12 protein-coding genes are annotated in these 12,222 nt (G+C 60.0%); 5 read left to right on the forward strand and 7 right to left on the reverse strand.

Annotated features, from left to right (window positions below):
• Positions 1-47: 47 nt before the first annotated feature.
• The 4 genes from ACVWSC_RS28895 to ACVWSC_RS28910 all read right to left on the reverse strand — a co-directional run bounded on the left by ACVWSC_RS28895 (position 48) and on the right by ACVWSC_RS28910 (position 4,945).
• Positions 48-1,004 carry an AraC family transcriptional regulator gene (locus ACVWSC_RS28895; protein ID WP_442111009.1) on the reverse strand — a complete coding sequence of 319 codons (957 nt, stop codon included), beginning with the start codon at positions 1,002-1,004 and terminating at the stop codon, positions 48-50.
• A 161-nt stretch (positions 1,005-1,165) separates the two neighbouring features.
• A complete protein-coding gene (locus ACVWSC_RS28900) occupies positions 1,166-2,419 on the reverse strand; it encodes an OprD family porin (RefSeq protein WP_442111011.1) in 1,254 nt (417 codons plus the stop codon).
• 92 nt (positions 2,420-2,511) lie between these two features.
• Positions 2,512-3,843, reverse strand: a complete 1,332-nt coding sequence (locus tag ACVWSC_RS28905) for an aromatic acid/H+ symport family MFS transporter (RefSeq protein WP_442111013.1) — start codon at positions 3,841-3,843, stop codon at positions 2,512-2,514.
• Between the two features lie 145 nt (positions 3,844-3,988).
• On the reverse strand, positions 3,989-4,945 hold the full coding sequence (locus ACVWSC_RS28910; RefSeq protein ID WP_442111015.1) for an AraC family transcriptional regulator: 957 nt from the start codon (positions 4,943-4,945) through the stop codon (positions 3,989-3,991).
• Between the two features lie 129 nt (positions 4,946-5,074).
• Between ACVWSC_RS28910 and ACVWSC_RS28915 the strand changes: the two genes are divergently transcribed.
• Positions 5,075-5,950: a LysR family transcriptional regulator gene (locus ACVWSC_RS28915; protein ID WP_442111017.1), complete on the forward strand. Its 876-nt coding sequence runs from the start codon at positions 5,075-5,077 to the stop codon at positions 5,948-5,950.
• A 17-nt stretch (positions 5,951-5,967) separates the two neighbouring features.
• Here ACVWSC_RS28915 and hcnC read toward each other — a convergent pair whose 3' ends face one another.
• The 3 genes from hcnC to hcnA are packed head-to-tail and all read right to left on the reverse strand — an operon-like array spanning position 5,968 to position 8,933.
• Positions 5,968-7,224 carry a cyanide-forming glycine dehydrogenase subunit HcnC gene (gene hcnC / locus ACVWSC_RS28920; protein ID WP_442111019.1) on the reverse strand — a complete coding sequence of 419 codons (1,257 nt, stop codon included), beginning with the start codon at positions 7,222-7,224 and terminating at the stop codon, positions 5,968-5,970.
• 3 nt (positions 7,225-7,227) lie between these two features.
• Positions 7,228-8,622, reverse strand: a complete 1,395-nt coding sequence (hcnB, locus tag ACVWSC_RS28925; RefSeq protein WP_442111021.1) for a cyanide-forming glycine dehydrogenase subunit HcnB — start codon at positions 8,620-8,622, stop codon at positions 7,228-7,230.
• Positions 8,619-8,933 carry a cyanide-forming glycine dehydrogenase subunit HcnA gene (gene hcnA / locus ACVWSC_RS28930; protein ID WP_442111023.1) on the reverse strand — a complete coding sequence of 105 codons (315 nt, stop codon included), beginning with the start codon at positions 8,931-8,933 and terminating at the stop codon, positions 8,619-8,621. The genes hcnB and hcnA overlap by 4 nt, the downstream gene beginning before the upstream one ends.
• Positions 8,934-9,149: 216 nt before the next feature.
• Here hcnA and ACVWSC_RS28935 point away from each other — a divergent pair, with 216 nt between their 5' ends.
• The 4 genes from ACVWSC_RS28935 to ACVWSC_RS28950 all read left to right on the forward strand — a co-directional run bounded on the left by ACVWSC_RS28935 (position 9,150) and on the right by ACVWSC_RS28950 (position 12,219).
• Complete coding sequence (locus ACVWSC_RS28935) at positions 9,150-10,184, forward strand: L,D-transpeptidase (protein WP_442111025.1); 1,035 nt, start codon at positions 9,150-9,152, stop codon at positions 10,182-10,184.
• Between the two features lie 126 nt (positions 10,185-10,310).
• Positions 10,311-11,021, forward strand: a complete 711-nt coding sequence (locus ACVWSC_RS28940; RefSeq protein WP_442111027.1) for a murein L,D-transpeptidase catalytic domain family protein — start codon at positions 10,311-10,313, stop codon at positions 11,019-11,021.
• Between the two features lie 104 nt (positions 11,022-11,125).
• The gene (locus ACVWSC_RS28945; protein ID WP_442111029.1) at positions 11,126-11,527 is read left to right on the forward strand and encodes an antitoxin Xre-like helix-turn-helix domain-containing protein; all 402 of its coding nucleotides are present in this window, start codon (positions 11,126-11,128) and stop codon (positions 11,525-11,527) included.
• Positions 11,521-12,219 carry an RES family NAD+ phosphorylase gene (locus tag ACVWSC_RS28950; protein ID WP_442111031.1) on the forward strand — a complete coding sequence of 233 codons (699 nt, stop codon included), beginning with the start codon at positions 11,521-11,523 and terminating at the stop codon, positions 12,217-12,219. Before ACVWSC_RS28945 ends, ACVWSC_RS28950 begins: the two co-directional genes overlap by 7 nt.
• Positions 12,220-12,222: the final 3 nt, after the last annotated feature.

The raw sequence follows: 12,222 nt of genomic DNA on the forward strand, positions 1-12,222 counted from the left end.
GGCAAATATCCGCTTTGTGCAGACCTTTATCCGTTTTCTGCAAAGTGTCAGGAACGACGCTTGAGGGTATCGGAGGGAAGTTCGCCGAACAGCGACTTGTAGTTTTCCGAGAATCGGCCCAGGTGCACGAAGCCATAATCCATGGCCAGTTCAGTGATACTGCGCACCGGGCAGTTGGGGTCGGCGAGGCTGGCGTGAATGCGTTCGAGCTTCTTCTGGCGGATGTAGATTTTCGGCGTGGTCCCGGCATTGCGCTCGAACAACGCATACAACGAGCGCAGGCTCATGCTGGCCTGACGCGCCAATTGTTCACTGCAGATATCCAGCTTGAGGTTGCCTTCGATGTAGCCGGCAATCCGGTCAAACGTCACCGCCTGACTGTTCAGCGCCTCACGGCTGACGTTGGTGGGCATCAGGGTGAGCATCTTGCTGGCAACGATCTGGCTGTAGTGCTCCTGCACGCGGATCAGCGGCTCACTGGCTTCGGCTTCATGACAGACCATGGCCAGCAACCCGGAAAAGCCCTCCAGCGCCAGCAGCTGGTAATGGCTCTGGATAAAGCGCACGCCTTCATCGGGGCGGTGCCAACGTTGTTCATCACAGACGTTTTCCAGCAAGCGGTTGGGCAGTTTGAGAATGAATTTTTCGCAGTCGGCCGAATAGGCCAGATCGACCGGTTCGTCCGGGTTGATCAGCAGCAGTTCACCCGGGCCGAGCAAACGCTCGTCCTTGCCACGGCGCCACAGGCAATGGCCGCGCAGCAGAATCTGCAGGTGAAAGACGTTTTCCAGCGCAGGCGACATCACCCGCACTTCGCCCCCATAGCTGATCCGGCAGAGATCAAGGCTGGCGAATTTGCGGTGGTCGAGACACGCTTCGGGATGCCCGTAACGCGGCAGACGGATGTTATGCACACCCACATGCTGATTGACGTAGGTCGACACGGCATAAGGGTCGGCACGATCGAAAACCCGGCTGCGCTCACTGAGCAGGGGACTCTCCATACCAGGACACTCGTTGTAGTTATCTTGGCAGTCTAAGCGAAAGCGCAGGTTGGCGACCAACCGAAAGATGGACGGTTTGTTTCCGGTAGGCGCGGGCTTGCCCCGCGATTGCGGTGTATCAGTTCAATCGCAATCGCGGGGCAAGCCCGCTCCTACAGGATCTACAGCAGTGTCCAGGTGTAGGTGAGGATCAGGCGGTTTTCATCGATGTCGGAACGGTAGTTCGAGCGGGCCATGGCATTGCGCACGCGTATCCCCAATCCTTTGAGTACCCCGCTCTGTACCGCATAGCCCAGGTCCAGGTCACGCTCGTGCTCTTTGCCTTCGAAGCCGAGGCCGGTATCGACGTTGTTGCCTTTGAGGTAACGCACGGTCGCCGTCAGCCCCGGAACACCCATGGCGACGAAGTCGTAGTCGTAACGCACCTGCCAGGAGCGCTCGTCGGCATAGGAAAACTCATAAGTCGGTACTTCGTTGCCGAGCGGTGAAATGTTCGGAAACACTCGCGGGAACGAATCCTCGCCATAGATTCCCTGATAACCAACGCTGAAGGTATGCCCCCCGCGTTTGGCCGACAGCAGCGAATAGAACGCCTGGTTGTCGATATCGCCAATGCGGCTTTCGCCCTGCTCCTTGGCGCTGAAATAACCGAGGTTTGCACCCAGCACCCAATCACCCACCGGCTGGCTGTGCTTGAGGCCGACAAAGCCCTGTTGATAGATGTCTTCCAGGCGCCCGTACCACAGGCTCAAGGTGCTGCGGTTGGCGTTGAAGCTGTAGTCGCCGCCTGCGAAGTTGAAGGCACCGCTGTCGGCCTGGCGCTGTGGCAGGTGACCGAGCATGGCAATCATCTTCTCATCACCGGCTTCGTTACGCAGGCTGGTGGAGCTCAAGTGTCCGGCCTGCAGGGTCAGGCCGCTGATTTCAGCGGAGGTGATGCTGGCGCCCTGGTAGGTGGGCGGCAACAGGCGCGAATCGTTGTACTGCAAAATCGGCAGGTTAGTCTGTAGCTCACCTACCTTCAGTTCGGTCTTCGAATAACGCAGCTTCAAGGTGGCGCCAGCCCGGCTGTATTCGTCGGCGGCACGGCCGTCATCCTGTACCGGGAGCAATCCGGTGCCGGTTCGATCCGGGCTGCTGTCGAGTTTGATACCGAGCACGCCGATGGCATCGACACCGACGCCAATGATGCCCGGGGTATAGCCTGATTTGACGTTGAGGATGAAACCTTGGCCCCACTCTTCGGCTTTGGACTGTTTGTTTGGGCCGACGATGTCGGAAAAATCACGGCTGAAGTAGTAGTTGCGCGCTTGCAGGGTGGCCGTGGCGTCCTTGAAAAAGTCAGGTTCGGCGGCCTGGGCGGTGAAACTCAGGGCGAGCAAAGGTAGCCACCCGATTGGACGGAGATTGATCATGGGAGATGCTCTTTTTTTATTGTTGTTTTGAACTGGGGGATCGCGGGGCAAGCCCGCTCCTACAGGAACGGTTTGCCCCGCGATGGGGTCGGCTACGCCGCCGACTGCAACTCGGCCCCGGCCTGCGCCGCACTGCGGCTGGCGAACACCATCATCGCCAGCGCCGCGACCGCTCCCGGCACGGCAAAGGCCATGAAGTTCAGCGCCAGCGGCAGTTGGTGGCCCAACAGCAGGCCACCGAGCAGCGGCCCGACGATCGCACCGGTACGGCCGATGCCCGAAGCCCAGCCCAGGCCTGTGGAGCGAATGCCCATCGGGTAGAACTGGGCCACGCAGGCATATGCCAGAATCTGCGTGCCAATGGTGGTTGCCCCGGCAATAGCGATCAGCAGGTACAGCACCGGTGTCGGGCTCTTGAAGCCCAGTAGGCTGATCGACAACGCCGCCACCGCAAAGAACACCACCAACACCCGGTCGAGCTTGAAGCGATCACCAATCCAGCCACCGCCAACGGCACCGAAGATCGCGCCGAAGTTGAGCACCAGCAGGAACGCCAGGCTCGATCCCAGGCCGTAACCGGCGTTGCTCATCAGTTTTGGCAGCCAGGAATTGAGCGCGTAAACCATCAACAAGCAGCAGAAGAACGCCACCCAGAGCATCAAGGTGCTCAGCGCCCGTCCTTCACGAAACAGCTGCGGTACCGAACCACCCGCCTGAACGCCGGTGACCACTTCCAGGCGATCATCGGCCTGCGGTTTATAGCTGGGCTCCACCCGCTGCAGCAGTTCGCGAGCCTGCTCGGTACGCCCTTGGCGCACCAGAAAACCCAGCGACTCCGGCAAGAAGCGCAGGATCAACGGCAACAGCAGCAACGGGATAATGGCGACGTAGAACACCGACTGCCAACCGAAAGACGGCAGCAGCACAATACCCAGGCCAGCCGACAGCATGCCGCCCACCGAGTAACCACTGAACATGATCGCCACCAGAGTGCTGCGCATGCGCTTGGGTGCGTATTCATTCATCAAGGCCACCACATTGGGCATCACCCCACCGATACCTAAACCGGCGAGAAAGCGACAGATGCCAAATTCGGTCGGGTTGCGGGCAAAGCCGTTGAGCACGGTGAAGCCGCTGAACAGCACCACGCAGATCATGATCGCCTTCTTGCGCCCGATGCGGTCGGACAATGGCCCGAATACCAGGGCGCCGAACATCATGCCGAACAGCGCGTAGCTACCCAGAGCACCGGCCTGCAAAGGGGTCATGCCCCATTCCTGCATCAAGGCCGGCAGCACCACGCCGTAAATGACCAGGTCATAACCGTCGAAGATGATAATCAGCGCGCACCAGAACAGCACACGCCAGTGAAAGGCATTGAACTTCGCCTGATCGATCAGGCTATTGATATCGATAGCTCGCATGTGGCGTGTCTCTTTTGTTGTTGTTATCGAAACCTGGCGAACCCTGCCGAGCAGAGTTCGCAGCCTCAGGTTAGGATCAGAACAAAAGTGCCAATAGCCGTTTCCTGCGAATCGCTATCCAGTTTGCGCAGCGCCTGACCAGGTGTCAGCGGTGCCGTTTGAAGGTGGCCGAAGGCAGCTCGCCAAAGCGCTGGCGATAACTCTCGGCAAAGCGCCCCAAGTGCAGAAAACCGTAGTCGAGCGCGATTTCGGTGACGTTGCGCACCTGGCTGGCCGGGTCCTGCAGCGCGGCATGGATACGCTCGAGCTTGCGCTGGCGCACGTAACCTTTGGGCGATAACCCGGCATGACGTTCGAACAATGAGTACAAGGTGCGCTCACTGACCCGCGCCACATTCATCAGTTGCGTGACACTGATGTCTTGCTCCAGGTGGGCATCGATATAGGCGGCCAGCTGTTCGAAAGAATGCGTCTGCGGCACCGGCTCGGCGCGCTGCACATTGTTGTCCAGCAGGCTGAGCAACTTGCTGGCGACAATACGCCCATAGTGCTCCTGTACCTGCAGCAATGAGTCAGTACTCTCCGCCTCCTGACAGATCAAGCCCAGCAGGCCGAGAAACCCTTCCAACTCACCGGTGGCATGACGCGCCCGGTTGAAGCGAATCCCACCTTCCGGCAACTGCCAGCGCTGCTCGATACACGCTTGCTCCAGCAGGCTGACCGGCAGCTTGAGAATGAATTTCTCGCAGTCGGCCGAATAGGTGAGGTCTACCGGGTCATCCGGATTGATCAACAGCAACTCGCCCGGTACGTAGTAGTGTTCATTGCCACGGCAACTAGACTGACAATGCCCCTTGAGCAGCACTTGCAGGTGATACAGCGAGCCTAACGCGGGCGAAGTGATCCGCGCTTTACCGCCGTAGCTCAGGCGACAGAGGTCAAGGCTGGCAAATTTGCGGTGATTGATGCTCGCCTTCAGGTCGCCGGTTCTCGGCAGGCGCAGGCTATGGCCGCCAACATGCTGGTTGACGTACTCGGACACGGCATAAGGGTCGGCGCGCTGAAAAATGCTGCTGCGCTCGCTCAACAGGTGGCTGCTCATGGGCTGCCCTCTTTTTTATTCTTACTGACGATATCCACAGGGTCTGGTTATCCACAAGGCGCCAGCTTGCGTCAGCACTACCAGGCAGTCCAATATCTGTTGGGTAGGCAACCATACCCTGGAGGTATTATGGAACTGCGCCATCTACGTTACTTCCGGGTACTCGCACAAACCCTGAACTTCACCCGCGCCGCCGAGCAGTTGCACATTGCCCAGCCACCGTTGAGCCGGCAGATCCACCAGTTGGAAGAGTTTCTCGGCGTCGAGTTGCTGGAGCGCAGCCGCCCTTTGCGCCTGACCGAAGCCGGGCGCTACTTCTACGAACAGAGTGCAATGCTGCTCGACCAGCTCGAACAGATTTCCGAAGGCACCCGGCGCATTGCGAACAGCGAACGTCAGTGGCTGCGTATTGGCTTCGCGCCTTCGACGCTCTATGACCTGCTGCCCGATCTGATCCGCCAGTTGCGCAGCAATCAGGAGCTGGAGCTTGGCCTGCAGGAAATGATCACCCTGCAACAGATTGAGGCATTAAAAGCCGGGCGCATCGACATCGGCTTTGGCCGCATCCATATCAAAGACCCGGCCATCGACCAGCGAGTGCTGCGCGAAGATCCTCTGGTCGTCGCCCTGCCCTGCGGTCATCCGCTGATTGGTCAGCCGCTTGACCTGATCCGCCTGGCGTTTGAGCCGTTCGTGCTCTACCCCGCTACACCGCGGCCCAGTTATGCCGACCACATCATGGCGTTGTTTTCCAGCCAGGGCCTGAGCGTGCAAGTGATCCAGTGGACCAATGAGCTGCAAACCGCGCTCGGTTTGGTCGCGGCCGGCCTGGGGATAACCCTGGTGCCCGCGTCTGTACAGCGCCAGCATCGCGACGATATCGTTTTTGCTCCGTTGAGCGAATCAGCGGCGGTTTCGCCGATCATTCTCAGCCGTCGGCTTGGGGATAACTCGCCACAGATTCAGCACTGCCTGGAATTGATCGAGCGTATGACCGGCCACTAGGGCCGGTCTTCTTGCGCTCAAGACACTACAGTTTGAGGTTTATCCACAGCCCCGGTGTAGAAGCGTTGCGCCAGAAACGGGGTGATATCCACAGGCGAAACTTCGTCATGCACAAGCTTGTCGATCATCACCCCGGTAATCGCCGAGGTGAGGATGCCGGTGCGAAAGTGTCCACAGGCATTCAAATAGCCGGACACTTCCGCTACCGGCCCGAGGATCGGCAGCTCATCTGGCGACCCCGGACGCAACCCGGCCCAGCTGCGTTTGAGATTGACCTGCGCCAGCTGCGGAATACAACGCATGGCGCCCTGCACCAGGCCATTGATTTCCGGCAAGGTGGTGCTCACATCGAAACCTTTGTCTTCGGTGGTGCTGCCGATCAGGATCTCGCCGTTATCCTTTTGCGCCATGTAGCAATCGCTGGTGGTCAGGCAGCCCTGCAGCAACTTGGGCATGCGCTCGGTGAGGATGATCTGGCCCTTTACCGGGCTCACCGGAATACGCAGCCCGGTGGCCTGTTCGCTGAGTTCGGCCGCCCAGGCGCCAGCAGCGTTGATCAGGGTCTGGCAATGAAAGGTGCCTTCATCGTCGGTGTGTACGCCACTGACCCGTGACCCCTGGTGCAGCACCCCGGTGACATTGGTGTTGTGGAACAGCTCCACACCGTTCTGGCGCGCCGCTTCCATATAGGCGTCGGCCAGGCGGAACGGGCTGACCTGATGATCGCAAAGAAACTCCAGGGCACCCCGCGCCTGATGACTGACCGCCGGTTCCACTTTGCGCAGGGTGTCGCGATCGAGCCAGCGTACCTGATCGGCCAGGTGCGGGATCTGCGCGACGATGTGCTCGGCGTACATCTGGTCTTCATCGTCGTAGATCACATACTTAAGGCCCGTGCGCTCGAACTTGAAGTCCATGCCGTGGCGCTCGATCAGCTCACGGTGCAGCTGTGGATAAAGTGCGTTGGACTGCAGGGCAAAGTCGAAGAACGACTGCGGCAGGATATGCGGGGTGCTGGCATCCACCACCACCGCGCTGCCCTGGGCCTGGCGCTTGTGCTGGGCCGACATCATGCGAAAGAAAATCACCCCGCAGCCGAGCCCCACCGACTCGCCTATCGCCCACAGTCCACCGGCCGAAGCACGGGTGGCGTTGCCGGGGCGCTTGGCATCGATCAGGGCGATCCTCAGGTTCTTGCGTTTGGACAATTGGTAAGCGCACGAAGCGCCAATTACGCCACCACCGGCAATCACAACGTCGTAGGTTCTGTTCATGGCTCAGGCCTCCGCGCCAGGTTGCTGGAAGGCCGAAAACGGCACCGGATCGACCGGAAAACGCGGGCGTAACCAGCCAACATCAACGCGCCCGGTGGCTTCACGCAAACGGTCAGAGCAATACCCGACACACATGCGCCCCTGACAGTCGCCCATGCTCACCCGCGTGCGCATCTTCAGCGCGGCCATGTCTTCTACGCCCTGCTCCAGGGCCAGATCGATATCAGCGCGGGTCACGTGCTCACAACGGCACACCACGGTATCGGCCCGAGGCAGTTCGAGCTGCCGGGTGCCACGCGTGGTGTAGCGTTCTACACCAGCACGAAAGCGCTTGATGGCTGCCAACTGCCCCAGGTACCGCTCACGCAGCTCGATGGCCTGCTCGGCGTCGAGCACTTCGCGTTGCAGCAGCATCGACACCGCAGCGATACGCCCGGTCAGCATGGCCGCTTCACCACCGCGGATACCGCCCATGTCACCGGCCAGGTGTATGTGCCGCTGACTGCTTTGCTGCCACACATTGCTCACTGCGCGCAGATAGCCATCGTCATGCACCCCATGCTCCAGTCCCAACTGCTGACTGAGCTGAGTGCGCGGGATGAACCCATAGCCCACCGCCAGGGTCTGCGCACGCTCACGTTGGGCGCGGCTGTAATCGGGCTGCCAATTGTCATCGTAAGGCGCGAGGATAACCTCGGCGACTTCGCCCTCACCCCTGGCCTCAACGACACCCCAGCCGTAATACATTGGAATGCCATTGAGCTTCATGTAACCGAGCATGCTCAGGCCATCGAGGAACAGCTGCGGCTTGTTCAGCAGCGCCAGGCTCTCCTTGGCAATCTTGCCGAACGCGCAGGCTTCATACACGCCCGCCACCTTGGCCCCGGCGGCGTGCAGCTGACAGGCCACCAACGGCAGCAGCGGCCCGGTACCGGCAATCACCGTGCTGCCCAGCGGTTTGACCACGCCACTTTTGATCTGCAACTGCAATCCGCCGAGTAGCTGTACGCCGGGCAGTGTCCAGCCCGGAAAGGGCACGTTGCGCTCGTGGCAACCGGCCGACAGCAGCAGGTGTGAATAGTCGATCTCGTGCAGTTGTTCTTCGCTGTCGAGGACCATCAAACGCTGTTCGTCACCGCCAACCACGCGGGTGTTCAGGCGCAAATCGATGCGCTCGGCGCACGCGGCAAAATCCTTGTGCAGCGCCGTCAGGGCCTTGCTGTAACGCGCGCCGAGATAGCCCAGATCGACACCTCCTCGCAGCGGGCCGCGGTACACCACCCCGCCTGGGCGCGATGCTTCATCGAACAACACGCAGGACTCACCGTGTCGAGCCAACTCGATCGCGGCTGCCATACCGGCCGAGCCGCCGCCGACAATCACAGGACGCAGGCTCATGGCGCCTCCTGACCGTCAAAACGGTTGCTCAGGGTTTCTACCTGCATTCCAGGCTGAACCACGGTTTGGCAGGCGCGACGCTTGGGTCGGCCGTTGATGGAGACCAGGCAGCAATGGCAGACACCCATGCCGCAAAAAGCCCCGGTCAATTGTGCATGATCGTTGCGCGCCACCTGACGCAGGCCCACGGCATTGAGCACCGTGAGCACCGTCTCGCCGCTGGCGACGTCAACCGGCTGGCCGTTGATTTGGATGGTCATATCCGCCCGCGACAGGGGCTGGATATCGAGTGTTCGATCCAGTGTTTGCATAGTGCTTTTCATCCGTGAAAAGGGAATGTGGAATCACCGACACTATGGCAACACAGCAATCGGTTCATTGATTTATACCAATGAACCCGCCCCTTATCGCGCCTCGGCAATACCGTGACACGATACAAATTCCAGGGGTGTTCATCGCCGCCTGCATTTGCTCAACGGCGAAGGCTCCGACTAAGCTGGCGGCAGGGTTAAATCAGGATCGATTAGATGACTCACCTACCGCTTGCGCTGAGTTTGCTGCTCACCTCCGTCTGGCTTGAGGCTGCGCCGTTGCAGGTGCCCACCCCGGCCGAACTGAAGACTCAACTCGAGCGGCTCAAGCCTGGCCAGTTTCTCTGGTACCCGCAGGTGTCGCCGGTGGGGCCGGTTACCGTGGTGGTCAGCCTCACCGAGCAGCGGGCCTATGTTTATCGCAACGGCATCGCCATTGGTGTCAGCACGGTGAGCACCGGTAAGGCTGGTCGGGAAACCCCGACGGGGGTGTTCAGCATCCTGCAGAAAAAAGTCGAGCATAAATCCAGCCTCTACAACAGCGCGCCAATGCCCTACATGGAGCGGCTAACGTGGGACGGCATCGCCCTGCACGCGGGCCACCTGCCCGGCTACCCGGCTTCGCACGGGTGCGTGCGCCTGCCCATGGATTTCGCCAAGAAGCTGTACGAAATCACCGGTTTCAGTTCAACCACGGTGATTGTCTCCGATACCCACAGTGCGCCGGTCGAGGTCTATCACCCAGGTGTGCTGGCGCCTACCGTCAGCGAGGGCAAAGCCCAGGGTCCGGTGAATGTAAGCGATGAGCAATTCTGGAACGATCCAGACCCAACGGCGGGGCCACTGTCGATTCTGATCAGCCGTGCCGACCGCCGCGCCTATGCGTATCGTGGCGGCCAACTGATTGGGTCGGCGCCAGCCCTGACCCAGAGCAACAGTCAGCGCCGTAGCGGCATGGCCGTGTATTCCCTGCTGCAGAAGCCTCCCACCGACGATCTCGACAGCGCCCTGCCGTTGCACTGGTCGGTGGTTGGGCTGAGCAACCCGGAGTTTGGTGACACGCCGTATCAGCAACTGGGCCAACTGGACTTGAACCCGGAATTCCGCCGTCACCTACGCGCGGCGATGGACATTGGCACCATGCTGGTGATCACCGATTGGGCATCGACTCGGGATACCCGCAGCAGCGGGAAATTCACCGTAATCACCACCGACGACAACGAGCCGACAAAACCGTTGGTCAAGAAATGATCGGCATCCCGGTAAAAATAAAGCAAAGTAGCGGCTTTTGGCCATAATCCAGCTGACCGTGCTGACACTTGATTTGCCCTGAGCAACGAGGCCGCAGACAGCTTTTTATCAGGATATCCCGACACGATGTTTGCAAAATTGACGAGGGCCATACGGCTCTCAACGGCCGGTTTTGGCCTGCTTTTCCTCAGTGCCTGGCAAGCGGCCCAGGCGCAAGCCCTGCCCAGCGCTGCTGAACTGCAAAAGCTGGCGCCAAGCGCCAGTCTGTCGACCCTGACCCTGGCACTCACCGCCTACGAATGCGCCAGCCACAGCGACGCGAACAAATTGCTGACCGTAATCGACTACTCCAAGGCCTCGCGCGACAAACGCTTGTGGGTATTCGACCTGAACGCCAGAAAGCTGCTGTTCGAAGAGTGGGTTGCCCACGGCAAAAACAGCGGCGCTGACGTGCCGAGCGCGTTCTCCAACACGCCGAACAGCTACCAGTCCTCCATCGGCTTGTACCAGACCGGCCAGACCTACAGCGGCAAACACGGCCGCTCGTTGCGCCTGGAGGGGCTGGAGCCGGGGTTCAATGACAACAGCATGTCGCGGGCGATTGTCATGCATGCCGCTGCCTATGCCGATCCCAAGGTGGTTCCCAGCCTCGGCCGCCTTGGCCGCAGCCAGGGCTGCCCTGCCGTGCGCCCGGCGATTGCTGGCAAGCTGATCGATGCGCTGCAGCGTGGAAGCTATGTGTTTGCCTATTACCCGCAGCAGGACTGGCTGAAAAAATCGCGTTTTCTCAGCGCGCAGAGCTGCCCGATAGCCAATCAGTCACTGGCCAGCAAGTAATACCGGCGGCTTCAGCAGCGGATCAGCACCCGCTGCCTGCTTTGATCTGTGGACTACTTTTGGCTATATTTGCTTCTGTAGATCACGGATAAGAGGTCACGGCCATGAGCCTGGCAACCAGCAAGCCGTCCACTACCCCAAAGGATGCAGGCGCCGTTGCACTGCGCACGGCGGTGAACATCATGGAGAAGTGGAACGCCACCTCCAGGCAGATTGAAAATGTCCTGCGGATTTCCCGCAGCACCTATGCCCGTTCGAAAGATCAACAACGCTCGGTGAGCCTCGATAGCGACCAGCTAGCCCGTATCAGCCTGGTCCTCAACATTCACGCCAGCCTGCGGACGATCTTCGACAACCCCGATAACGTCTACGGCTTCCCGGCGATGGCCAATGACAATGCGTTTTTCGACGGTCGCTCGCCCCTGGAGATCATGGCCGAGGGCTCGTTCATTCAGCTCTACGAAACATTCCGCCGCATCGACGTGCTGCGAGGCGCGCAATGGTGAAGGCCGCAAGCCTGGGCGCCAGGCACGGCGGCGAGGCGATCAAAGCCTATCGCCTGGTGAACTCGAAATTTCCACCCGTCGCGCTGTTCGAAGACGTGGCCAACGCCGACGAGTTCGACCTCCTCTACGAAATTCAGGCACTCACTAACCCTCGTCTGCAGAACGAAGTTGGCAGCCTCAACCTGATCTCGCGCAGTGAGATTCCGTTTGGAATCAAAGGGTGTTCGTATGCGACTGCGCCGTTCACCCATGTGAACCCGAGCGGCTCGCGGTTCAGTGACGGCTCGTTCGGTATCTTGTATCTGGCCGACACCATGGAAACTGCCATTGCAGAAGTGCGCCACCACCAGCAGGCGTACTGGAGCAAGGTTCATGGCCTGAACTACGAGCGCTTTGTGTTCAAGGGGCTTGTTTGTCAGTTTGACGAAGCGGGGATGCTGGATGCGACCCGCTTGCCTCTGTCGCACGCAATCTACGCACCAGACGATTACACCTACTCCCGCGCCCTCGGTGCGGACGTCAGGAATAGCAAAGCGCCCGGCCTGCGCTATCACTCAGTTCGCGCGGCGGGCAACACCTGCTGGGCGCTGACAACTCCACGCCACGTAGCCTCGATCATTCAGTCGTCACACTACGAGATGGTGTGGAGCAATCAGATCACCAGTGTTCACAAGCTGCTTGCTGGCGCTTGATGG

It is taken from the genome of Pseudomonas sp. NUPR-002 (assembly GCF_056322725.1).